Genomic DNA, 24520 nt, shown 5'->3' with positions numbered 1-24520 from the left:
TCCAGGCGTATGAGCACGTTGTGCGCTTGGATCGACAGTCCACCGGGATACGCTGCAATCTGCCCATTCGGACGGCGCGTCCAGGCGATGAGAATTCATGATTAGGCTGCCGTGGGACCGTAGGCTTAGTCCGTTACGACGATCTCCATCTCGTCGGCCGGGTCGATCTGAAATTCATTTACCCGACACGCACGGACGTCGAATATCAGGCGATTCAGCGCTTCAAGCTTTGCGTCAGTATCGTCGACTGACATTCCTGCAGCCTGGCCGATGGCAGATTGGCGTGCATCGAGCAATAGCTTAAGCGCGTTCGCTCGCTTCATGAACATGCGATTTGTCACGCCTCACCTCAACTTTGCGCGGCGACGACACGGCGGCCGACCGGCCCCAGGAATGAAAAGCTCGGCGACCTCATAGGGCTGCACTGCATACAACCCTTGGCTTCCAAGGGAGCAATATTTTCATTTTCGTCAATCAGCCCGCTTCGAGCGGGCTTTCGCACATTCAGCATATGAATTGAGGTGCGATATGGCAAGCAGCGCAAAACGTCGAGCCGATCGGGCTCGGCTAAGGAAAAAGCGGCGCGCGTGGTGGGGCGACCGGTGCCAAAACCGACAAACAGCTTGGGCGGCTGATCGACACACCGACGCCATGTAGCTGCTGGATGTGCGGCAAAGTGGGGCGCCGGACGGCGCGCCGTGCCGACTCGGGCGGGGAAGCACGTTGAGAAACACGCGCTCCTGTTGCAACGCGGATACACCGGAACCGGTCCCGGTGCGTTGCGCGGCCGCGGGTATCGCGGCCCGCCTGTCGGGCGGCATCCGACGCATGAGTGTGCAACGGTTCTGGATGAGAGTCGGTTGTCGGCCCTGCCGTCCGTTGCACGGCCCGTTCGCCGCCCCGAGCCGCGCGCGCAAACGGCCCCGTCCGGTCCGGAAATCAGTGCGTGCTTGACACGGCACGTAGCAGGTTTGAAACGAAAAACGCGCTTTTGCCTCGCGATTCTCGTGCGCTCGGCCCGGTACCCCCCAAGGGGCTGGATTTCCGACGGGTGGCACGCTTCTCGCTGGCGCTCGGGGGTAATGCCAACGCCACCGCCGACGCATACGAGCGCTTCGCCTGCATGGCAGAGGTCCGCCCACCGAGGGGGGAGCGATCACGCGCCCGCACTGCATCTCACGGAACGCTGCGGCCGTTGCGATCGTATGAATGGCCGGCACGCGCATACACGCAACCTCGGAAGTGGTGCCCGTGCATTCCTGCATCAATACGAAAAGGTATGACGCGATGTTACACAATCGACGTGAACGGGCGAAGGCGCCGGGGCTCGAATCCGGCGACAGGACGGCTCCTTGTCGACCAGTGGCCGCCGTGGCAGCGAGCACGGCGTCGCTGGCGGTCCTGACCATAGCGGCGGTCGTGCTGAACGGATGCGCGCTGGCGCCGGGGATGAGCTTCAGCGACAGTTCGGCAGGGGGCGCCGCGACCTCGGCCCGGTTTGGCGAAGCGTCGCGAGCGGTCCACGATGCCAAAGGCCCTGGCGGAACAGGCTCGGCTGCATCCGCAAGCGATGCGGCCCCGGCGGGCTCGCTGATCGAGATCAATGACGAGCTCATCCGTACCGAACGCGCCGCCGTCGAACCGGGCATTCCGGCGAACGTGCGCGAACTGTTTGCCACGCCCGGGCCCTATACGCTCGGTCCCGGCGATGTGTTGAGCATCGTCGTCTGGGATCATCCTGAGCTCAACATGTCCCCCCCGATGATCGGCGCCGGCACGGACGCAGCCGGATCGAACTCGGTCGTCGGCGGCTATACGATCGATTCCGGCGGCAACGTGCAATTTGCCTATGCAGGCCCGATCAAGCTGAGCGGCCTGACCGAGATGGGAGCGCGCGACCTGCTGGCGTCGAAGATCGCTCGCTACATCCGCAACCCGCAGGTGACGCTGCGCATACAGGCATATCGCAGCAAGCGCGTCTATCTCGACGGAGAAGTGCGCAACCCGGGCATCCAGATCCTCAACGACGTGCCGATGACGTTGCCCGAGGCGATCAACCGGGCTGGCGGCTTTACCGCCAACGGCGATCGTGCGACGGTCGCGGTGACGCGCGGCGACGATACCGCCGTCGTCGACATCGCCGCGATGATCGAAAAGGGCATCAATCCGGACAAGATCCTGCTGCGCGATGGCGACCTCGTGCGCGTGTACTCCGTGAATGACCGAAAGGTGTTCGTGCTGGGCGAGGTGGGGCGCGCGACCGCGCTGCCGCTCAACAACGGACGGCTGTCGCTGAACGAGGCCCTCGGGTCCGCCGGCGGGGTCAGCCAATACTCAGGCGATGCGGGGCAGGTGTATGTCGTGCGCAGCAAGCGTCCGGGCAAACCGGAAATTTTCCATCTCGACGCTCGATCGCCGGTTGCGATGGCGCTGGCCAACGACTTCGAACTGAAGCCGAACGATGTCGTGTTCGTCGATGCGGCGCCGCTCGTTCGCTGGAGCCGCGTCATCAACATGTTCCTGCCGAGCGCGCAGACCCTCGCCACCGGTCGAAGCGCTGCGTACTGACGGCGGACGAGACCCTGTAACCATTCGTTTTCCGATCATTCAGCGCGCCGCCGTGGCGGCGCGCTGAATGATCGCGTCCATGCCTTCGATCGTGTTGTTGGAACGATGAAGCGTACGCTCCACGCTATTGGTTGTGCATACATCTATATCGACGCCTGTCTCAAGACTTGGTACCGCATCGCGCTCGCATGCAGTGTGCTCTAGCACACCGAAACGGAGGCAACTTGCGCATAACCTTCGTCGTTGAGATGTGTCACTTGATTCGATTCATCGAGTCCGGGCCATTTGCCCGTGCGCACGAAGGCGTTTTCCCGTCGACCGATGCGCATGCCCGGCTTTGACGGAACACGAAAGGGTGACGACGGGATTCGGCGTACGAAAGACACAATCGATGGAGATGTTTCCATGTCGAACGCATACGATTCTGACCAGAAGGTCGCGGTTGTCGTGGTCGGCTGCTCGCTCAACGGGCTGGGCGTTGTCCGCTCGCTAGCCCGCGAGCGGGTTCCGATCGTCGCAGTGGATTGCAAACGAATCGGGCCGGCCTTCTGGTCGCGCCATGTCCGCAGGCATTTGGTCCGAAGCTTCGTGGGGCGGAAGTTCGTCGACGACATGGCCCGTCTCGGCGCGACGTTCGAGCGCCCCCCGGTGCTCCTGCTGACGGATGAGGATGCCGTTCATTCGGTTTCCGAGAACCGCGACGAGCTGGCGAAATGGTTCTGTTTCTCTCTACCCGAGGATCGAAACGTCAAGCTCCTGAGCAGCAAGGCATCGTTTCATGAATTTGCGTTGCAGCACGGTTTCCCGGTTCCGCGCTCCGTCATTCTGCAGACTCAGGCCGACCTCGGCCTGCTCGCCGATCTGCGCTATCCGTGCGTGCTGAAGCCCGACGACAAGCGCTACGTGCTGACGGGGAAGAAAGAGCGGGCGGTGCGCGTGCGGACTTTGAGCGAGGCGCGCGAACACGCGATCGTCATGCTCAGTTCACCGGGCGGCATCGTCGCGCAGGAATGGATCGAGGGGCCGGGCAGCAATATCCATTTCACGCTCTTCTATCGCGGAGCGGGCGGCGAAGTCGTCAGCGTGTTCACCGGCCGCAAGATCCTGAGCAATCCCCCCGACATCGGCAATACGGCGATTTGCGTCGCCGCGGATGAAGCGCGCGACGTCCTCGAGCCGATGACGTTGGACTTCGCGGACCACGCGGGCATGGTGGGCATGGGCAGCATGGAATACAAATGGGACGACAACTACAAGGAATTCGTGATGATCGAGCCGACCGTCGGAAGGACGGATTGGCAGGAGGAAATTGCGACGCTATGCGGGGTCAATATTCCCGCGGCGGCGTATCGATACGAACTGGGCTTTCCGCCATTGCCCGATGAAACGAATCATGCAGCGGTCGCGTGGCGCGCGACATTCCTCGAGCGGCCTCCGCCTCGCCTGATGGGCGCCGATACGAGGATGATCGACGGCTACTTCCGTTGGAACGATCCGTTGCCGGCGTTGCAGTTTTACTGCGCGATCGGTCCTCTGCGCCGCGTAGTCAGAGGATGGAGGGAAAAAAAGCGTACCCGGACTGCGCGACAAATACTCAGGGAGGCAAAGAATGCCATCGACTGACACGGTAATTATTGGCGCAGGTCCGTACGGCTTGTCGCTCGCGACGCATCTGAAGGCCGCCGGCGTGCCGCATCAAATCCTCGGTCAGCCGATGTGCGCCTGGCGAAACTACATGCCGCCCGGCATGCTCATGCGCTCGGAGGCATTTGCTTCGAATCTCGCCGCGCCGCGCCGCGGCTATACGCTGAAGGACTATTGCCGAGTGAAGGGCATCCAGTATCAGCCGGTGGGCATGAAGGTGCCATTGGAAACCTTCGTGGACTACGGGCTTTGGTTCCAGTCGAACCTGGTCGCCGAGACTCGGCCGGTCGAAGTCGTCGACATGCGCCGCGGCGACGATGGCTTCAACCTGAGCCTGAGCGATGGCAGCACGCTGGACGCGCGCAGGGTGGTGATGGCGCTGGGCCTCAAGGGATTTGCCCACACGCCGCCGGTGCTGCAGGGATTGCCAAACACCCACGTGTCTCATTCCGAAAAGTACGGCAACCTGACCTGGGCCGCCGGACGGGACATCGTCATCGTCGGTGGCGGGCAATCGGCGCTCGGGCTGGCTGCGCTCCTGAACGAAGTTGGCGCAAGCGTTCGCGTGCTGGTGCGAGATCAGTCGGTGTTATGGCATTCGACGCCGGAAACCGGGCGCTCGTTCGTGTCGAAAATGCTGAGTCCGGACGCGGGCCTGGGCCGTGGCTGGCGAACGCATGTGCTCTGCGAATATCCGCAAGTCTTTCACGCGCTGAGCCAGCGATTGCGCAAGGTGCTCATCGAACGATTGAATGGCCCGTCCGGCGCGTGGTGGCTGCATGATCGCGTCGTCGACAAAATCCCGATCGCCTTCGACACGGAAGTGCGAAGCGCGGCAATCGATGACGACAGGGTGGCGCTGCGGGTCGCGAACGGGAACGGAGAGTCGACCGTCACGGCTTCGCATGTCATTGTCGCCACCGGATTCAAGACCGACATGACGCGGCACACTTTCATTTCGAAAGAAATCATGGATTCGATTTCACTCTTCAGCGGCGGGCCGGAACTGACGAGCCACTTCGAGACGACGGTGCGCGGACTTTACGTGATCGGGCCAGCTTCCGCGCAATCCTTTGGTCCGGTGATGCGTTTCGTCTACGGGGCAAAACACGCCGCTCCGCACGTGGCATGGCACATCCGCAAGGCGCACCGAAGCGAGACGGCGAAGATCGGATGGCGCCGCGCGGCAGGCCGGCTCCTCGAGCCGACGAGCGAGCGGGACGGCTTGTTATAGGAAACAGGCACCGGCGCAACGTTGCTGAACGGAACCGTTCGAATCGGTTGTTCGAATGCTCAACGATACGGAGAGTCGACGATGATCTCGGGTAAAGCGATATTGAAAGAGATCCTTTCGCGATGTGTGATGACGTTCGGCATCGACCATATGGTTCGCGCGTTGCTATGGCGCGATCGCGTGGCGATCCTGCTCTACCACGACCCCGATCCGGCGACGCTGGATCGACACCTCACCTACCTGAAAACCATATGCGATCTCGTGCCGCTCGACGCACGCGGTTTGCCGGGGAACGGGCGTCCGCGCGCGGCCATCACGCTTGACGATGGACTTGTGGGCAATGCCCGCCTGCTGCCGATCTTCATCAAGCACAAGGTGCGGCCGACGATATTCCTGTGCAGCCGTATCGTCTGCCGGCCGCGCAGACACTGGTGGCTGCATCCAGCCGTGGAGCGGCTTGGCGTCGAGCGCCTGAAGCGACTCGCGAATGATCAACGCCTCGCCGAGCTCCGTGTCCACGGCTATGACCAGGATGGCGACGACGAGCCGACGGGGCTGAACCTGCAACAGCTCGAAGCGATGCGCCCATTTGTGGATTTTCAGGCGCATACGCGCTTTCACCCGATACTGACGCGCTGCGGCGATCACGAATGCAAGGAGGAAATCGTCGAATCCCGGCACGAAGTCGAGGCGTTGACCGGAAACCGTTGCGAACACTTCGCATATCCGAACGGCAATTACGGCAAGCGGGAAATCAATCTCCTGAAAGCGGCGGGCTACAAGAGCGCGCGAACCTGCGATGTCGGCTGGAACGATCACCGTAGCGACGCGTTTCGTCTGAAGACCATCATCATCGACGATCACGCATCGCTCAGGTGGTTCATCTGCAGTTTGACGGGCATCCCGCTGTTTTTGGGTTATCTGCGCAAGGGGGGCGGCTTGCGCGGGAATTTTCCCCAGTTCTGATCCGGCCGCGATCAGGTCGATACGCCAGCGCGTCCGCGATATGGAACGTGCAATGTGCGCTGGTGAACATACACGGCGCCAGCCGATGACAGACTACGGAGATCGCAAGCCGAAAAACTGTGGCTTGGGGACATTTCGGACGTCGAAAGAGTCGTGCATAAGGAGTATTTGACATGATTGCCCGACAGCTTGAAATGGGGACGATCGACGCCAGCGATGAAAACGGCGGTTCGTCTCCGAAGGAGATGATGCGTGTCGTCATCGACAACATCTGGACCGTGATCCTCATCACCGCGGCGGTCACGATAGCGGCGAGCCTTTACTGCGTGTTGGCCACGCGCGTCTACTCGGCCGATGCGATTCTGCAGGTCGATCGATCGAATTCCGGCGGGCTCGGCATCACTGCGCAGCCGAACCCGAACGCGCAGACGCAGCAGCCAGCCACGCCGATGGCGCAGCTGAGCCAGACCGAAATACAAATTATCCGCAGCCGCTCGGTGCTGACGCCGATCATCGAGCAATACCGGTTGTTCGTGTCCGTTACGCCGCGTGTCGTGCCGGTGCTCGGCCAGATTGCCGAGCGATTGGCGACGCCCGGCCATCTCGCCGTGCCCTGGCTGGGACTGGGCGGCTACGGCTGGGGCGGGGAGCAAGCCGATATTGCCGTCCTGGATGTGCCGGCCAGTCTCGAAAGCAAGGAACTGGAATTGATCGCGCTGCAAGATGGCGGCTATTGGCTCTCCGATCCGAATGGACGTGTGCTGGTGGAAGGGGCGGTGGGCAAGGAGGCATCCGCCAATGGCGTGCGGATCCTGATTACGCGACTGGTGGCGTGGTCGGGGATGCGCTTTGCGGTCACCCGCTATAACGAAATCGACGCCATGCAGCGCTTCTTGCGCGATCTGCGGGTGAGCGAGCAGGGCGCGGATACCGGCCTCATCAAGGTTTCCTACGAGAGTGCCGACCCCGCGCGTGCCACGGCGGTCGCCAACGATATCGCGCAGAACTACATGGCCTCGCATATTGCATACCGACAGGACGAGGCCAACCGGATGCTGGCATTCGTCAACGGCGAGCTGCCGCGCCTGCGTACCGAGATGAAGGTGGCGGAAGACAAGCTCACCAAGCATCAGGCGACGACCGCTTCGCTGCAGCCGGCCAGCGAGAGCCAGGTCTACCTGCAAGGGATCATGGACTACGACCGGCAGATCGCGACGCTCACGATTCAGCGCACGCAAATGCTCGAGCGCTTCACGTCGGAGAGCACGCAAGTCCGGACGATCGATCAGCAGCTCGGCCAGCTCAACATGGCGAAGCGGAATTTCGAGGCCCGCTTTGCCAGCATGCCCGCCGCCGCGCGCCAGTCGGCCGATCTGACACGCGACGCGAAAGTGGCCGAGCAGATCTACGTGGCAATGGTCGGCAAGGCAAACGAGTTGTCGGTCACGCGTGCCGGCACGATCGGCAACGCGCATATCCTCGATGCCGCCGTGCGACCCGCAGCGCCGATCAAGCCGCAGAGCGCCTTCATCATCCCCATCGGCGGCGTGCTGGGGCTCATGTGCGGCGTGTTGTTCGTCACCGTTCCACGCCGGTTCTCGTCGAAGATCGAAGATCCGGTTGCCGTCGAGCGGCGCTTCCGGCTATCCGGTCTGGGCGTGATCCCGTTCAGCGAAGAACAGGTCAGGCTCTCGCGTTGCCTGCAGCAGGTCGATGCAACGCAACGCGAACCGGATACGTGCGGCGATGCGCAGGCTCCCCGGATTCCGGACGGGCGTGCAGGCGTCCCGGATGAAGCTGCGCCGCCGAGGTGCGACTTGCGCGCCACGCTGCTGGCGATGCGGTGCCCTCAGGATGTCTCGGTCGAGGCGCTGCGCTGCGTGCGCACCGCAGTCGTGAGCGAGATGGCGGACTTGCCCAGCAAGGTGCTGGTGATAACGAGCCCGACGCCGTCGACCGGCAAGAGCTTCGTCGCGTCCAACCTTGCCGTGCTCCTGGCGGAAACGGGCAGTCGGGTGCTGTTGATCGACGCCGACTTGCGGCGCGGCAATCTCGCCGCTCGCTTCGGGCAGCCGCGCGCATGCGGTCTTGCCGATCTGCTGGCCGGGCACATCGATGCACGCCAGGCGATTCGGCCGATCATCGACGACAGGTTGTCGTTCATCTCGACGGGGCCGTATACCGCCAATCCGTCGGTATTGCTGTCGACACCCCGGATGAACGAATTGCTGGACGAGTTCCGGGCCAGGTTCGACTTCGTCATCGTCGATTCGCCGCCGGTGCTGGCCGTCAGCGATGCGTCGATGGCAGCGCGCAGCGCCGACGCGACGATTCTCGTCCTGCGTGCAAACGTGCAGACCGAGCGCGAGATCGAGGAAACGCTCAGCCGGCTCGAGCGGGCAGGCGCGCGCGTGATCGGCCCGGTGTTCAATGCCGTCGCCATCCGGCGCAGCGACAAGCGCCTTTACCAATACACGGCCGCCTATATCGACGACGAGCCGGCCAGGCGGCAAATCACGTAACGACGGCGCCGGCGCCCCAGGGCGCTGGCGAGAACGGTATCCAACACCATTCGAGCTGCTTTCCGTGGTCTACATCACGCTCATCGCGCTGCTTTTCAGCATAACGAACTTCATCCCGGTCAGTGCGATCGGCTTCGCGCCGATTTGCCTCTGCGCGTGGCGCGTGTTCGACCGGCGCTATCCGCCGTTCGTGACCTGCCTGTCCGTCATCGGGCTGTTGGCGTTGGGGTCGACGCTGCTTTACGACCGGCAAGCGTTGCTGTCGTACGACTTCTACCGCCACGACGGCAACTTCTTCGTGTCTTATGCGCCGATTCTTGCCGGTTGCCTGTATTCGCATGAGCTGGATCTCGACAAGGCGCTGAGACGCTTCTTCGTGTTTGCCGTTCTCGCGAACCTGCCGGCCTATGCCGTCTATGTCGCGCAAAACGGCCTGTTGGCGATATTTTCGGACGCCAACGACTCGTTCGGCAGCTACTTCATTGCCCGTAACGCCGCCGGCGGTTTCCTCGCGATGCTGTTCTGTCTCGGCTTGTCCTGTTACGTGAAGCGCCGCGACAGGCTCGTGCTCGGGTTGCTGGTCCTCAACGCGATGTTCGTGTTTTCCACCTACAGCCGTGGATCGATGCTGGGGGTGGCGACCGCAATCGCGTACCTGTTGCTGGGCCGCAAGCGCTGGTTGGTGGCGGTGCTGATGGCCGGGGTGGTGGCGTTCTCCTTCGGCATGGCCTGGAACAACACGCGTCCGGCAGTCAACTACATGGCCCACGAGTACACGGTGCGCGATGGGGATGCAAAAACGGCCAATGTGGACGCGCGCTTCGGATGGCTCTGGCCGCGGGCATTGGCGTATTTCGAAGCAAGCCCGATCATCGGGATGGGTTTCGGGTCGTTCGACGACGATGTGCATGACGTCGTGAATTATTTCGGCGTGATCGGCCAGCCGCGGGACGTCATCGTGTTCCATACCGATGCGCATGCGCACAATTCCTACCTGCATGTCGCCGCGGAGCTGGGCGTGGTCGGTCTCGCGCTGATGCTGGCGTTCTACTGGTACCTCGTCAAATGGGCAGCGGAAGGCGCCGGATCGACGCTGCCTGCCCGCCGCAGCAGTGTCGGCGCGTTCACGTTCGTCGAGTTGTCATCGGTGTGCCTGCTCGCGATGGGCGCGACAGAGCACCGCCTGACCACGCCGTCGAATGTCCTGATTCTTGCGCTGGTCGTGTCGTTGCTGCTGTCCTGGCGCGTGCGGCGCGTGGGCGGGGTGGCAAGAGTGGCACGTCCCGCGAAGGGCGGCGTGGCGCTTACGGCAGCGGCGTCACGACGAGATAGCCAAGATACGGGCGCGGTTTGTCGTCGGCGCCCGGTCGCGGCTCCGGTACGTAGAAGCTGATCGAAAGGTGACCGCCGGCCCAGGACGAGACGAGACGCGGTTCCGGAATCGGCGTGCCCAGGATGGCATCGACGTATTCGATGCGAAACCGGCCCGATGCCGGTGCCGGCAGGTCGTCGACCGCAAGCCATCTGCGCCCTGGCGTACCGCCGACCTGGAACACGATGCTTTCGCCGGAGATCAGCGCGTTGCCCGACAGTTCGGGGCTGAATTCGATCCGGTGATGAAACGGAGCGAGCGGGCCCGACAAGACGGACCTGAGCGTGATCAGCGAGCGCCCGGACAGGTTGTAGACGCGCGTCGACCCGCGATGCGTCAGCCGGTACGACTCGCTGCCATCCCAGTGATAGATCATCGACACGTACTTGTCGGGGTCGTCCCAATTCCGATCGAGCGCCCAGGCGGCAAGATCGAAGAAGTACGTGGGCAGGTAATTCGGATTGTTGATGTAGGTATCGCCCATCTCGGTCTGCCACAAGCCGCGCACCTTGCCGGTGGCGACGTAGCGCTGGTAAAGCCGGTCGAGGCTGTCGATGCCGAGATAATGTACGTCGAGATAGTCGACCCAATCGAGCATTCGGGCGTGCGCGGTGGGGCTGGTGTATTCGAGCCAGCGCATGTAGTTGTCGAGGCCGCCCTGGTCGGGCCAGCCGCCGTAGACGACGTACGCGTGATACTTGCGGATGATTCGGGCTGCCGGTATGTGAATCCGCTCGACATAGTCGCGCATCGCGTCGGCGTACGGGCGGGCCAGCGCCGGATTGCGGTTGTTGCCCGGTCCATGCCAGAACGAGGCTTGAGGCGATCCGCCCGAAAGCGGGCCGGCCGCCTCGTTCCAGATCTGGAAGTACTTGACGTTGTACGGCGGTGCCGAATACTTCTTCACGACGGCCTCGACATACCGTTCCCACACAGCGACATCTTTCGGCGCGGAAAACCCGTCTCCGGGCACGGACGCATTCCATGCCGGGGTATAGCCGACGAAGAGCAGGGACTTGATGCCGTTGCGGTTGTTGCGCAATATGATCGGCGGCAATTCCAGGCCGTAGCTTGGGCCCGTCCGGTCGATATCGATCCGGCCGTCGTGCGGGCCGGGCTGACCCGGGCCGACGGAATCGCGTCCCCAGCCAAGGCCCATGCGTTGCCAGTACGGAATATCTTCGTCCGAGCTCGGCCATCCATTGGCGCCGATCAGCTCCGTGATTCGGTGTCGCGCCGGCGACGTGCGCGGCGCAGGATTCGTTTCGGCGCCGCTCCCTGCCGGCACGGTGTTTCCCAGTACCGCCAGCGCAAACGCAACGCACGCGCCGCGCGCCGCGCGCGTCATTTCAATGGGACGGCACATGGGCGGGCGCTCCGTTCGCGACCGGATCGCGCGCTTCGGGCGGCAGCTCGGTGTTCGACTCGCCGAGCGACAAGTGACGCATCACCTCGCTCGCGTAACGCGATTTCATGTACAAGCCGACGTCGTACGACAGCTGCGCGTTCGCGAGATGATCGGCGAGCGCATCCAGTGCTGCCATGAGGCTGGCCGGGTTCGCCGAATATTTGATCTTGTTGCCGATTTCGTCACCGAAGGTCGCCATGCTGCCGAGATCATGAACCAGGATCGGCATGCCGAGCGCGGCCGCTTCGACGATCACCAGCGGTGCGTTCTCGCCGCAGATCGACGGGAGCACCAGCGCGTCGAGCGCGCGCGCACGCGGAAACAGCTCGGCATGCGGCAGACTGCCCGCGAACGAGACACGTCCTGCGTCGATCAGCGAAGCGTACCGGCTTTCCAGCCGGCGTCTGTCGGGGCCGTCGCCGAAAAGCGTGATCCGCCGCACGCCGTGAAATTGCGTGGCCGCCAGTAGCTCGAGGAACTGGCCAATGCCCTTTTCCGCCGAAATTCGCCCGATGAACGCGAGCTGCAGGCCTGAATCCCGTCGGCCAGCGCGCCGTGGATGACATTCCGGAATGGCAACGGGGTTGGGGAAGAACACGCTGTTCGTGATGCCGCGCCGGCGCAACGCTTCCCGCATGAACATGCTCGGGCACAGGAACAGATCGAAGGCGCTGCGCGGATCGGTAAGCCGGTCCATGGCCAGCCAGTGCATTTTCCTGAGCGTGTCGTAGACGAAGCCGCGCGGGCTGGAGCGTGTCATCAGCGGACGCAGCGTGCCGATATCATCGAGCGCGACCGGCACCACGCGCCCCCGTGGGTAATAGAGCATCAGTGGGTTATGAAACACGAGGTGATAGTCGTGGCAGGTCAGATAGGTCCTGTAGCCGAACCGCTGCCTGTTTCGCCTGATTACGCCGAGAATCGACGAAGACATGTAGCCGTGATAGTTGTGGAGCCAGATGCGATCCGGCATGAACCGCTGAATCGTCTTGTCCAGCGCCAGCGCGGCACGAACGTTCCATACCGGATTGGCGGCCAGGCCGACCTCCGCGACATCGCCCTTGTCGAATTTCTCGACCACGACAGCGGGCATCTCCCGCAACGTCTCCACCGACAATCGATAGACCTGCTCGGCCCCGCCGAACGCATCGTAGTCGTTCACGATCAGCACGCGATTGCTTTGCATAAGAGGCCTCGGAGCGTACCGTTCCGCCATCGGATCAGGACGCGATGGTTTCGGGCGAATGGCGATGGATGCATGGAATGGCTTCGATCCGGAACGGATCGATTGCGAGTGGTGCCGCTATTGATTCACGAATACGCCCTGGATTTTCTCGATGAAAATCTCAGCATGCGGTATGCCAGCAGTGAAAGAAACGAGGTGTGTCAAGGGTGAGCGCGGAGAGGCGGCATTTGTAAATGCCGAATTCGATGAAAAACGTTACAGGAGTGAATCGTCGGCCCGTGGAATCAGGGCGTGGCGGGGATCTGTCGTTTCAAGAGGGAAACGTTGCGTGGGATAACGGCGCGATCGCTCATCCCGGCGCGGCCGCGGATACTGTCGAACGAATGACGCGATAATCGCGTTAATCTATGATCGTATGAGAAATCTACGCAAACGAATTTCGCCCGCCCGATTCGGTCTGAACATTTCAATCAATTAAAACAAGCCGTCCGGAGACGCTTTGCGGAATTGCGGTATTTCTTTGTGGGATTCATAACAGAGCCCGCCTGCTCCCTTCAGTACGATTGGTCATGGGCTTCAGACAGTCGGGTGCCACGCAGTGCATGCATCCCCCAGCATGACCGCCCGTTCAATATCGATTCGGCAATCCGCGAGGACGCGACGTGATCGTCGGGTTCGGTGCGCCATGTCGGTCGTGCAAAGAGGCACGCGATCCGCGATCGCGCGTCCAGCAGTGTCGGTTGAATCGGGGTGGCGTGCGACAGACGCCGAGTATCGAAGGGACGGGGCCAGCGGCCATTTCCGGTCCTCGGTCGGTGCTGTCGTCATAAGCGGAAGGACCGGCGACGTTAGCGGTTTCGCGTCACGACCGTCGCGGTGGCTGCAATGCTGGGGAGGCTGAAATGCCTGGATATTTCCACAAAGCGATCGACGTCACGTTGATCGTGTTGGGCGCGGTCGGAACGTCGCATGTCGATATGGCCGACATGGGCAGTCCACACCGACTGGATCCATTGTTGGTCGCATTCGTCGCCGCGCTTGCACTGTCGGTATTCCCCGCTTGCGGAACCTACTCGGCGCGATGCACGAAGTCGCTCGCGAGCGCGATCAGCCGCACGACGCTCGCGTGGTTCGTCGTGCAGATGTGCGGCCTTGCATTGCTGTTCATGATTCATCGCAGCGAGCCTCCGTTGTTGCCGTGGTTCATCTACTGGACCCTGGTGAGCGGGATTTGGCTTCTCGTTTCACATACGGTCACCCTCGTTGCATTCTCTGTCGCGCGGCCGGCATGGCTCGGGCATTGGCAGACGGCACATGGTTACGGAATCGGCGGCGCCGCCCCGGCATCGGCCGGCGAAGCGCGCCCGTCCGTGCCGGGGTGGCAGATCGTGAAGCGCTGTTTCGACGTGGTCGGCGGCACCTTGCTGATCGTCGTGCTGTCGCCGCTGCTGATCACGCTTGCGGTCGTCATATGGTGCGACGGCGGGCCGGCGTTCTACGGACACGTTCGCGTCGGGCAGCATGGCCGCAAATTTCGATGCATGAAGTTCCGCTCGATGGTCGTGAACGCGGACCAGATGCTCAAGCAGCTTCTCGACACGGATCCTCAGGCTCGCGCCGAGTGGGAGAGTGGATTCAAGCTCAAGAACGATGTCCGCGTGACTCGTGTCGGCCGCTTTCTGCGCCGCACGAGCCTGGACGAACTGCCGCAACTCTGGAACGTGATGCGCGGAGAGATGAGTCTGGTGGGGCCACGGCCGATCGTCGATGAAGAGCTCGCGCGCTACGGCGCCGACGTCAAGTACTACCTGCAGGTCAGGCCCGGCATGACGGGGCTTTGGCAGGTCAGCGGCCGCAGCAATACCGACTATGCGACGCGCGTATCGCTGGATGTGGCCTATGTGAGGAACTGGTCGCTCCTGCGGGACGTGGTGATCCTGTTCAGGACGATCAAGGTGGTCGTCAAGGGCCACGGCGCGTACTGATCGCCCGGAAGCGATCCTGTCGCCGGGATCGATTACCTCACGCACATACTGAAGAGATGTCGACATGGCCCATGTGATGCAAAGCGATACGGCCGTCAGCGATTCGAGGCGCTTCGGCCGGGTGGCGATCGTGCACGACTGGCTGACGACGTATGCCGGCTCGGAACGCGTGCTGGAGCAGATCATCCGGATCTGGCCTGACGCGGACTTGTTCAGCATCGTCGACTTCTTCCCCGAAGAGCATCGCGCCGCGCTGGGCGGCAAGCATGCGAAGACCTCGTTCATCCAGCATCTGCCTCGTGCGAGAACGGCTTTTCGCACGTACTTGCCGCTCATGCCCCTGGCCGTCGAACAGTTCGATCTCTCCGCGTACGACCTCGTGATTTCGTCGAGCCACGCGGTTGCGAAGGGGGTCATTACCGGGCCCGACCAGGTCCATGTCAGCTATGTGCATTCGCCTATCCGCTACGCGTGGGATCTTCAGCACCAGTACCTGATCCAGGCCGGCGTGACGAAGGGACCGAAGAGCTGGCTCGCACGCGGCGTGCTGCATTACATGCGGATCTGGGATCATCGCACGGCGCATGGCGTCGATGCGTTCGTCGCGAACTCGGACTTTATCGGCCGCCGGATTCGCAAGATCTATGGAGTCGGCTCGACCGTCGTCTATCCGCCGGTAGACGTCGAGCACTTCGACATCGGCACACATCGTGAGGATTTCTATCTGATCGCCTCGCGGATGGTGCCGTACAAGCGTATCCCGCTGATCGTCGAGGCGTTCGCGAGCCTCCCCAATCGACGTCTGATCGTCGTCGGCGACGGGCCCGACTTCAAGCGGGCGAAGGCGCTGGCGGGGCCGAACGTCACCTTGCTCGGGTATCAGCCGACACACGTGTTGATCGACCTGATGCGGCGGGCGCGCGCGTTCGTGTTCGCCGCGGAAGAGGATTTCGGCATCACGATCGTGGAGGCGCAGGCCTGCGGCGCGCCGGTCATCGCGTACGGCCGGGGCGGGGCGCTCGAAACGGTCATCGAGTCGCACGATCCGAACTACGGCACGGGCGTGTTTTTCATGCAGCAGAGCGTGCCGGCGATCGTCGATGCGATCACGCGCTTCGAAGCGCATGAGCCGATGCGTCCGGAGGTGTGTCGCGGCAATGCGGTTCGCTTTACCGCGGAGCGCTTCAGAGCCGAGTTTCTGCGGGTGGTCGACGACGCCATATGCGAGGCGCGCGGGCGATCCGTCGCGGTAGGGCGATGAGGGCGCGCTGGACGGCGGCGGGGCACGAACCGCGCGTTCGCGGCGCGCCTTTCGCCGGGTACGGGCCGCGCGTGATGTTCGCCACACGGGGCATTCGAGGGAGCGCGAATTGATTGCACAGATTGCAGCGTGGCGAAGCCGCCTGTTTCGGCTTCACCCCGACCATCTGCGGATCGCGCGCGGCGCGATCTGGGTTTCGACGTTTGTCTTGCTCGGCAAAGTCGCGGCCGCGCTGCGGGAAATGGCGATCGCCTACCACTACGGCATCAGCCCGGTCGTCGATGCCTACCAGTTCACGTTCAGCCTGATTACATTTCTGCCGGCGGCATTCGTCGTCGGGCTGCAGATCATGCTGGTGCCCACGCTGGTCGGATTACGCACGCAGCCCGTGGACGAGCAGGCCCGCTTTCTGGGCGAATTGCAGATGATGGCGCTGGTGTTCGGTGGCGCCTGCGCAGCGGTGTTGCTTGTTGCGTGGCCATGGGTGCTCGGACTGTTCGAGCGCAACCTGTCCGGCGAGACGCGCGAGATGTCTCGCGTGATGATGATGACGATGAGCCCGATCGGCATCCTGATGATGACGATCTGCGTGTTCGCGGCGCGCCTGCAGGCGCGCGAGCGCCACATCAATACCTTGCTGGAGGCCCTGCCTGCCGTCGTGGTGCTGCTCTTCCTGGTCGTCTCGCATCAAGGGAATTCGCCCGCGCCGCTGATGTGGGGCACGACGATCGGCTTCCTGCTGCAAGCGGCGTGGCTCGGCACGCTGGCGCGCGCCACCGACGGTGTGCAAACCCGATTCTTTTTTTCGCTGCGTTCGCCTCAATGGTCGCGCAACCATCGGACGGTCGGCATGTTCATGCTGGGCCAGCTCGTCTTGAGCCTTGCGGTGCCCCTTGATCAGTATTTCGTCGCGGGCCTGGGCGATGGCGCGATCGCGACGCTCTCCTATTCGGGCCGGCTGATTGCGCTGCTCGAGGGCGTCGGCGCGATGGCCATCGGCCGCGCGACATTGCCGGTGTTCTCGGATATCCAGAGCAGCGGCGAGCCGGCGAGGGCGCGCGAGATGGCGCTCAAGTGGTCGTTCCTGATGCTGGGACTTGGCGTGCTGGTGACGGCGATCGTCTGGCCGCTCGCGCCGTCCGTCATCAAGCTGATTTTTCAGCACGGCGCGTTCACGGATGCGGACACCGCCACCGTCTCCCATCTGGTGCGCTGGAGTCTCGTGAAGTTGCCGTTTTATTTCGCACAACTGGTGCTGCTGCAGCTGTTCGCGAGCGAAGGGCGCCTGAAGGCGTTGGCCGGCATGGCCATCGTCTGCTTCATCGTCAAGGCGCTCGCCAATGTCGTGTTGATCCGATGGTTCGGCATCGTCGGTATCGTGCTCGCATCGGCGGCATCCGCCGCGAGTGCGTTCGCGTTCCATCTGTTGATCCTGGGCTGGGATCGGCACGTTCGAGCGGTGACCGGGAGCGGGAAACGAGAGTCATGATCGTAGTCCATTCGCTGCTCGGCCGCGGCGCGGAGCAGGTGGCGGCGACACGATGAACCGGGCATGTCGCGAATCGAACGTCCAGTGTGTCGTTACGCACGGTCAGCGAAATCGACGCGACTTAGAGTGAACGGGTGAAAGGGCGGGCGCGATCGTCCGGAAGGCATCGCGCGTCCGAATGCGCTTCAGCCGCGGGAGACGGCCGCGCGTTCCTCGACAGCGGAGCAATACCATGTCATCACTGCAAGAAGAGGAGTGCGACTTCGACGAAGGCCGGCAGCCGGCGTCCCGTCCGGTCGTCGACCAGTCGACGGCGCCGACGCTTACCCGGATTCTGCCGGTCATCCTGGCCGGCGGTTCGGGCACACGCCTGTGGCCGATTTCGCGTGAGCATTATCCCAAGCAACTGATCGACGTCGTCGGATCGGATTCGTTGCTGCAAGCCACCGCAAGGCGAATGACCGACCTCCCGGCCGGCTGGCAGGTGTCGGAGTCGCCTGTCGTCGTGTGCAGCGCCGACCTTCAATTCCTGATCGCCGAGCAACTGCGCGCGGGCGGGATCGACGCGCGGTTCATCGTCGAGCCCGTGCGGCGGGATACCGCGCCCGCATTGACGCTGGCGGCCTCGCTCGCATGCGCCGCCGGCGACGACGCGATCCTGGTCGTCATGCCGTCCGACCAGTTGATCAAGGACACGCCGGCGCTCAAGCGGGCAGTTGCCCTGGCCGCGCGCCATGCGGAGGAGGGAGCGATCGCGACGCTCGGTGTGCCGCCGACCCGCGCCGAGACTGCTTTCGGGTACATCCGCGTCGGTGCCGCGATTGGCGACGGCGCGCACCGGATCGAGCGGTTCGTCGAGAAGCCATCGGCGGACCGCGCCGCTGAGTACCTCGCGGCGGGCGGCTACTGGTGGAACAGCGGCATCTTCGTGTTGCGCGCGTCGGTCTGGCTCGCGACGTTGCAACGCCTGCAGCCGGACATGCACGAGATGTGCCTTGCTGCATTCGTCGCAGGCGAGGCGAGCGGCCGCGTCTTCAATCCCGAGCCGGGCGCGTTCGCCCGCGTCGACGCGAACTCGATCGACTATGCGGTCATGGAGCGCATCGGCATGCCCGAATCGCCGTGCGACGGGGTTGTCGTACCACTCGAAGGCGGCTGGTCGGACCTCGGTTCGTGGGATGGCGTCTGGGACGCGCTCGACAAGGACGATTGCGGCAATGTGGCGCGCGGACGCGTCGTGTTCGAAGGCGCGGCTTCCACGTACGCTCATTCGAACGGACGCCTCGTGGCATGCGTGGGTACCGCCAATGTCGTCGTGGTGGAAACGGCCGATGCGGTGCTCGTTGCCGACCGGTCGCACGTGCAGGACGTGAAGCGGCTCGTGGCGCGCATCAAGGCGGAGCGGGCGCCCGAGGCCGATTCGCATCGCAAGGTGCATCGCCCGTGGGGCTTCTATGATTCGATCGATCGCGGCGAACGTTTTCAGGTGAAGCATATTGTCGTAATGCCCGGTGGGCGGCTGTCGTTGCAGATGCATCACCACCGTGCGGAGCATTGGGTCGTCGTGCGTGGCACCGCGCTCGTCACGCGCGGTGACGACCAGTTGCTGCTCACCGAAAACGAGTCGGCCTTCATCCCGGTCGGCGTGCGTCACCGGCTCGAGAATCCGGGTAAAGTCCCGCTCGAGATCATCGAGGTTCAATCGGGCACGTATCTGGGCGAAGACGACATCGTTCGTTTCGACGACAGCTATGGGCGCTGCGACTCGCATGCGTGATACCGAATGAAGCGCTTGCGACATCCGCTGCATCGGCGTCGCCCGCCTTGGCCTGGTGCCACGCCTGCCGGGCCGTCGGTTCGTCGCGGCACGGCAACGCCGCGACGACGCGCGTTCGCGGCCCGGCGCGCCGCTGCCGCATTTCGCGTGCGGGTTAGAGAGAGGGGCTGTGCAACGGGTTGAGTCTGCAAATCGCTTCGTCCTCCGGCCGCCCGAACGTACCTGCCGCGGGCAGGGCCGGGCGGTGCCGGTGCGGCAACAAGCGGTCGAACTCCCGCTTGACGAGGCCATAGCATTCGCAGGCGCTCGCTTCGAGGCCGTTGCGATCCAGCACCCGGATATGGCCGCGGCTATGGAGGATGAGGCCTTCGCGATGCAGCTTTCCGGCCGCTTCGGTGACACCCTCGCGCCGCACGCCCAGCATTTCCGAGATCAGTTGCTGGGTGACCGCGAGTTCGTACGAATCGACTCGGTCGACCTCGATCAGCAGCCACCGGCAAAGTTGCTTGTTCAATGAATGGTGCCGGTTGCACGCGGCCATCTGCGCGATCTCGGTGAGCAGTGCGTGCATATAGAGCAGCATCAGGCGCTGCATGCATTCGGATCGCGCGAAATGGAGCCTGAGCGCCTGCGCGCTCATCCGATACGCGAAGCCGGCGTACTGCACCTGGACGCGGTTCGGCATCGCTTCTCCGCCGGTCAGGACGGGCACGCCGGTCATGCCCTCGCGGCCGACTGCGGCAACCTCGACGGAGCCGCCGTTTTCCATCATGTAGAGTATGGAGATGACCGCTGTGGTCGGGAAGTAGACGTGATGGATTCGCTGCCCCGAGTCATATAGCAATTGTTCCGCGCGCAAACGAACGAGTTCGAGGTGCGGTGCAAGCGCTTGCCATTCATCGTATGGCAGTGCGCTGAGGAGGTGGTTGCCGTGAAGATCCGATTGCAGCGTCAACATGTCAAGTTCTCCATCCGAAGCCGCACGTGACGCAGCTTGTTGCATCCACATCCGGTTTGCACGGCTAGCCCTGATCTGCCGGATGACCAGCGAGCAGGGGCAGACCGGCGTGTCGATTCAAGGCTACGCGGCCCAGATGCAGGTGCTGGATTTATCGAGCAAGTAGTTGATATTTAAAGCTAGAAACATGCCAGCCGAGCGGAAAGCAAGCGCTGACATGGCGCAACGAGTCGTCAGCGCGAGCGCTTGCGGAAATGCGTCCATCGACGATCGAGTTGTGTTTCAATTTCGAACGCCGCTTTCCGGCGAGCGGCGCGGCGGTCTTCCCAATGGTTCAACCGAGGTGATTGATTGGATTGGGTTTTCATGTTGGCGAAGACCCGGGCACGTCCGCTGCGCAAGGCCCGTCAGGCGGCTGGATCTGCAGCAAATCGACGTCCGGCCGTGATCGAATTGTTTCAGAAGTGTTCACGGCGCTGTCCCTATGGCGGACCGCAAGATTCGATGTGCGGTGGGCGAGCGCCGGGGCGACGCCGTCTCGGGGTCGCGCTCGCCGGACAACGCGGCCTATCGCTGCTCGCGCACGTCGTTCCAGCGTGCGTCGCCCGTTGGCCGAACTGCTGTTCGCACGAAACGTGTCGATGTTCAGGTCGTACATCGCCCGGCCGAACGGCGTCACGCGATTGCCGTTCTTGTCAGAGGGCACGTTGCGAAACACGCTGGCCTTGTCGCTGTGGAACGCCCCCGGCTTGCCATGGCGTTCGATGTACGCCCGCGTCGCCTCGACGTAGCTGAACGTCGATTCGGTCTGAGTGAAGGGCAGCATCATCAGCCGACTCGTCGCGTCGTCCACGTACACGAGCAACGTGCAGGCCGGCGCCCGTTCCTCGAACTGACGATGATCGCTGCCGTCGATCTGGATCAGTTCACCGAGGCACGCGCGACGCGCTCGTGGCGGATAAACTTTCGGCGGACGCTGTCGGCGCGGAACCCACAAGCCAGCGTCTGTCATCAGCTTCCTGACCATCTCCTCGGCCAGCCGAATGCAGTGGCATTCCCAGAGCTTCTCGCAGGCCAGCGTCGGGCCGAAATCGGCGTAGCGGTCACGGGTGATCGACAGCGCACGATCGGCGGCTCCCGGATCCAGGTGGCGGTTGCCGGGCTTCGCTCGGTGTCCCGACACCAATCCCGCCGGCCCGTGCTCACGCAGCCGGGCGACCAACCGGCGGATCTGTCGTGTCGTCAACGCCAGCCGTTCCGACGCTCAATGACTTCCTGACTGACCCAGTCATTGCCCGTACGCTTGCTCCCCTCCATCCTGACTACCAATGGCGAAGCAGGACGCCGTGATTGGCCATTCCCGCGGATGGACCGTGGATTCCGCGTCCCTTTCGCTGAGGGGCGTCGTCCGGTTTGACGCGCTGACAGCGATGAGTGATCTACGGCGAGAAACAACCTCTTGACGGTTCACGGCTAGCGAAAGAAGGGAACCGGCCCTAATCCAACCAGCCAGGCAGTTGGCCTGATCTTAGCCAGCAGGTACGTCGTTGCAAACGCGAGCGGCGCAACTGTGATCAGCTTCAATATCACCGTGACGCTCGGCGTTGTCGACCAACCCATGGAGTGCTGGAGCAAATCGAAGCAGTCGATAAATATCGGATGGATCAGATAGATGCCAAAAGTATATTTGGCGATCCTCATGAAGAGAGGAGACCAATGTCGATGCTGGGATCCCAGGAATGCCGTGAGCATCAGCACCGGCGACAGAAAATGAGCATAGAATCCGGCGCCGGTTCGCACCGGCCACTGTGCCGCCGCGACCGCGTCGGCGGCGTAAACCAGCTTCGCCATATAAGCGACAGCGAGCAGTAACAACGATAGCCAAAGCACCAGTTTGCTCTCATCAAACGAAAGCTTGCGTTTCCAGATGCCGAATACGGCGAATCCCGCGAATCCATAGCCGCTGTAGCAGATGATCTTGACCATCCGAACCAGGTAATCACGATAGAGAGGATCGGTGACATGTCCCCACAACCAGCCCTGCACGTAGTCCATCACCTGCAGGGTACCAATGATCGACAATCCGACAACCGGATAGCGGATCGCTGCTTGAAGTGCGGGATATAGCAAAACCAGGAAGAACATCGTCGGAAGGTAGTGCAAATGGTATTGAGCGGAGCCGAGTAGCAGGTAGCCAATCCACGACTGCCACTGCACGATCTGCTCCATGATCGCGGCCTGGTAGCCGAATGACTCGGCTTTGAACAAGCGGAAGAATGCATAAAACACGGTCCATGCGACAAACGGGATCAGAAGCCGCTTCGCCTGCTCGCGGATCAAGTCAAGGTATGCAACATGCCGACGATCGATCTTGAATGCGATCAGGAACATCGAAAACAGAAAAAACAATTCCGATCCGGACAGTTCGCCAGTAATCCGTACGATTGCCGGTCCAACCCGTGCAGAGGTCGGTGCATCCGGAAACAATTGCCCGTCAGGACTCGCACTGATGTGTATCATCACCACGCCAAGGGCGGCGAACACCCGGCACGCATCGAGCCAGTGCATCCGTGCCGAACCAGAAGACACACTGCTTTGCGTCGGTATCTGCTGAATCTGCTGAAGCATTCGATCCTCCGTTTAGGCTAGCGGCTACTGCCTGATGGCAGGAGACTATGAAAACGATGATGAATTCATTACAAAGGCAAGATTGATTGTCCGGTGCAAACCGGACGCATGAGCCGGCGCGGTCGCATGTGCAACGATCCAGGTTGATTTCAGTGAAAGCACTGCACGGAGTGGCGCGGCCGATCGGATATTTTGGGCGCGATTGCTCCGACGACGGCGAGGGGGCGAATATATTCAATATGGATAAATTCCGGTGCTCAGTCAAGCATCGTTGCCAGTTCCCCGCGGCCCCTTCCACTCGTCTGCTAAGCGGACGGGCGACGTGCGGTATCGCGCGAAGTCCGCCGGGCGCAACTGTGTAGAACCCGCGCTACCCGGATCTCCGCTCCACGATGCGCTGGCCACTGCGCAGCCGTAGCCCATGCGCATCCTTGAAGCCATCGCTGTTTCATTCAATTGGTTTTTCGTGAATTTGTCTTAAACTGAGTTCGGTATTCACGCCGGTGTCGACCGAATGATGCGTCGTGGATCTCCGGCAGTTTCTCCGAAATTGCGCGCGCCACTGCTTGCGATATCGACGAAATGTCCATGAACCGGAATAACGCTGGAGGGCAGCATGCTGAAGGTCACGAAAGCCGTTTTTCCCGTCGCCGGATTGGGCACGCGCTTTTTGCCCGCGACAAAAGCCAGCCCCAAGGAAATGCTTCCCGTCGTCGACAAGCCGCTGATCCAGTATGCGGTCGAGGAGGCGATCGCCGCCGGCATCACGGAAATGATCTTCGTGACGGGTCGCAGCAAGCGAGCGATCGAGGATCACTTCGACAAATCCTATGAGATTGAGGCCGAGCTTGAAGCGCGCGGCAAGGCGAAGCTGCTCGAGCTCGTGCGCGGCATCAAGCCGAGTCACGTCGATTGCTTCTACGTGCGGCAGCCCGAAGCACTCGGGCTCGGCCACGCGGTGCTGTGCGCGGAAAAGCTGATCGGCGACAACCCGTTCGCCGTGATCCTCGCGGACGACCTGCTGGACGGCTCGCCGCCCGTGATGAGCCAGATGGTCGGCATGTTCGACCACTATCAAAGCTCGATCATCGGCGTGGAGGAAATTGCGCCGCAGGACACTCGCTCGTACGGGATCGTGCTCGGCAAGGCGTGGGAGGATGTGATCATCAAGCTCGCGGGCATCATCGAGAAGCCCGCGCCGGAAGATGCGCCGTCGAACCTCGGCGTGGTCGGCCGCTATATCCTGAAGCCGCGCATCTTCAAGCACCTGCGCGCACTGCAGCCTGGCGCGGGCGGCGAATTGCAGTTGAGCGACGCGATCCAGGAATTGCTCGTCGACGAACAGGTGCTCGCGTACAAGTATCTCGGCAAGCGCTACGATTGCGGCAGCAAGCTCGGCTATCTGAAGGCGACCGTCGAATATGCGCTGCGCCATCCGGAAGTTGCCGCCGAGTTCGCCGGCTATCTGCGCGAGCGCATCTCCTCGCGCGCGACGCCCGATTGACCGTCGCGGCGGGCGTGA

Annotated in this window: 17 protein-coding genes and 1 pseudogene; 12 read left to right on the top strand and 6 right to left on the bottom strand. The window is 62.6% G+C overall.

Translation table 11 applies throughout. From position 1 onward, the window contains the following. Positions 1 to 125: 125 nt before the first annotated feature. Complete coding sequence (locus tag DIE23_RS12465) at positions 126 to 329, bottom strand: hypothetical protein (RefSeq protein ID WP_057926885.1); 204 nt, start codon at positions 327 to 329, stop codon at positions 126 to 128. Positions 330 to 1287: 958 nt separating this feature from the next. Here DIE23_RS12465 and DIE23_RS12460 point away from each other — a divergent pair. The 6 genes from DIE23_RS12460 to DIE23_RS12435 all read left to right on the top strand — a co-directional run bounded on the left by DIE23_RS12460 (position 1288) and on the right by DIE23_RS12435 (position 10327). After that, a complete protein-coding gene (locus tag DIE23_RS12460; protein ID WP_124612429.1) occupies positions 1288 to 2568 on the top strand; it encodes a polysaccharide biosynthesis/export family protein in 1281 nt (426 codons plus the stop codon). A gap of 405 nt (positions 2569 to 2973) precedes the next feature. Then, entirely contained in the window at positions 2974 to 4191 is a 1218-nt protein-coding gene (locus DIE23_RS12455) for a carboxylate--amine ligase (protein WP_124612393.1), read from the top strand. Continuing rightward, on the top strand, positions 4178 to 5446 hold the full coding sequence (locus DIE23_RS12450) for an NAD(P)-binding domain-containing protein (protein WP_124612392.1): 1269 nt from the start codon (positions 4178 to 4180) through the stop codon (positions 5444 to 5446). The genes DIE23_RS12455 and DIE23_RS12450 overlap by 14 nt, the downstream gene beginning before the upstream one ends. A gap of 81 nt (positions 5447 to 5527) precedes the next feature. Beyond that, positions 5528 to 6412, top strand: coding sequence for a polysaccharide deacetylase family protein (locus DIE23_RS12445; RefSeq protein WP_124612391.1), 885 nt, complete (start codon positions 5528 to 5530; stop codon positions 6410 to 6412). 173 nt (positions 6413 to 6585) lie between these two features. Continuing rightward, entirely contained in the window at positions 6586 to 8934 is a 2349-nt protein-coding gene (locus tag DIE23_RS12440; RefSeq protein WP_124612390.1) for a polysaccharide biosynthesis tyrosine autokinase, read from the top strand. A gap of 64 nt (positions 8935 to 8998) precedes the next feature. Then, entirely contained in the window at positions 8999 to 10327 is a 1329-nt protein-coding gene (locus DIE23_RS12435) for an O-antigen ligase (protein WP_124612389.1), read from the top strand. Here DIE23_RS12435 and DIE23_RS12430 read toward each other — a convergent pair. Next, on the bottom strand, positions 10239 to 11672 hold the full coding sequence (locus tag DIE23_RS12430) for a hypothetical protein (protein ID WP_124612388.1): 1434 nt from the start codon (positions 11670 to 11672) through the stop codon (positions 10239 to 10241). The genes DIE23_RS12435 and DIE23_RS12430 overlap by 89 nt on opposite strands. Beyond that, positions 11656 to 12900, bottom strand: coding sequence for a glycosyltransferase (locus DIE23_RS12425; RefSeq protein WP_124612428.1), 1245 nt, complete (start codon positions 12898 to 12900; stop codon positions 11656 to 11658). The genes DIE23_RS12430 and DIE23_RS12425 overlap by 17 nt, the downstream gene beginning before the upstream one ends. A gap of 902 nt (positions 12901 to 13802) precedes the next feature. On the opposite strand from DIE23_RS12425, the gene DIE23_RS12420 reads away from it, so the two are divergent. The 4 genes from DIE23_RS12420 to DIE23_RS12405 all read left to right on the top strand — a co-directional run bounded on the left by DIE23_RS12420 (position 13803) and on the right by DIE23_RS12405 (position 19412). Further along, complete coding sequence (locus tag DIE23_RS12420) at positions 13803 to 14885, top strand: sugar transferase (protein ID WP_124612387.1); 1083 nt, start codon at positions 13803 to 13805, stop codon at positions 14883 to 14885. A gap of 64 nt (positions 14886 to 14949) precedes the next feature. Further along, complete coding sequence (locus tag DIE23_RS12415) at positions 14950 to 16146, top strand: glycosyltransferase family 4 protein (protein ID WP_124612386.1); 1197 nt, start codon at positions 14950 to 14952, stop codon at positions 16144 to 16146. Positions 16147 to 16255: 109 nt separating this feature from the next. Further along, positions 16256 to 17635 (top strand): murein biosynthesis integral membrane protein MurJ, encoded by a 1380-nt coding sequence (gene murJ, locus DIE23_RS12410; protein WP_124612385.1) that lies wholly within the window; start codon positions 16256 to 16258, stop codon positions 17633 to 17635. Positions 17636 to 17867: 232 nt separating this feature from the next. Then, on the top strand, positions 17868 to 19412 hold the full coding sequence (locus tag DIE23_RS12405) for a mannose-1-phosphate guanylyltransferase/mannose-6-phosphate isomerase (RefSeq protein ID WP_124612384.1): 1545 nt from the start codon (positions 17868 to 17870) through the stop codon (positions 19410 to 19412). A gap of 154 nt (positions 19413 to 19566) precedes the next feature. On the opposite strand, the gene DIE23_RS12400 is transcribed toward DIE23_RS12405, so the two are convergent. After that, positions 19567 to 20370: a Crp/Fnr family transcriptional regulator gene (locus tag DIE23_RS12400; RefSeq protein ID WP_124612383.1), complete on the bottom strand. Its 804-nt coding sequence runs from the start codon at positions 20368 to 20370 to the stop codon at positions 19567 to 19569. Between DIE23_RS12400 and DIE23_RS39500 the strand changes: the two genes are divergently transcribed. Further along, positions 20369 to 20536, top strand: coding sequence for a hypothetical protein (locus tag DIE23_RS39500; RefSeq protein WP_185646436.1), 168 nt, complete (start codon positions 20369 to 20371; stop codon positions 20534 to 20536). The two genes, DIE23_RS12400 and DIE23_RS39500, sit on opposite strands and share 2 nt — an antisense overlap. A 419-nt stretch (positions 20537 to 20955) precedes the next feature. Here the strand turns inward: DIE23_RS39500 and DIE23_RS12395 are convergent. Then, a pseudogene (locus DIE23_RS12395) lies at positions 20956 to 21634 on the bottom strand (ISNCY family transposase); the annotation flags it as partial. A gap of 209 nt (positions 21635 to 21843) precedes the next feature. Further along, positions 21844 to 22998, bottom strand: a complete 1155-nt coding sequence (locus tag DIE23_RS12390; protein WP_124612382.1) for an acyltransferase — start codon at positions 22996 to 22998, stop codon at positions 21844 to 21846. Positions 22999 to 23614: 616 nt separating this feature from the next. On the opposite strand from DIE23_RS12390, the gene galU reads away from it, so the two are divergent. Beyond that, positions 23615 to 24502 (top strand): UTP--glucose-1-phosphate uridylyltransferase GalU, encoded by an 888-nt coding sequence (gene galU / locus DIE23_RS12385; protein ID WP_124612381.1) that lies wholly within the window; start codon positions 23615 to 23617, stop codon positions 24500 to 24502. Positions 24503 to 24520 lie beyond the last annotated feature (18 nt).

This window comes from Burkholderia sp. Bp9143 (assembly GCF_003853645.1).
Taxonomy (GTDB): domain Bacteria; phylum Pseudomonadota; class Gammaproteobacteria; order Burkholderiales; family Burkholderiaceae; genus Burkholderia.
Note: the sequence above shows the minus strand (reverse complement) of the source record. Positions and strands in the feature narration are given on the sequence as shown.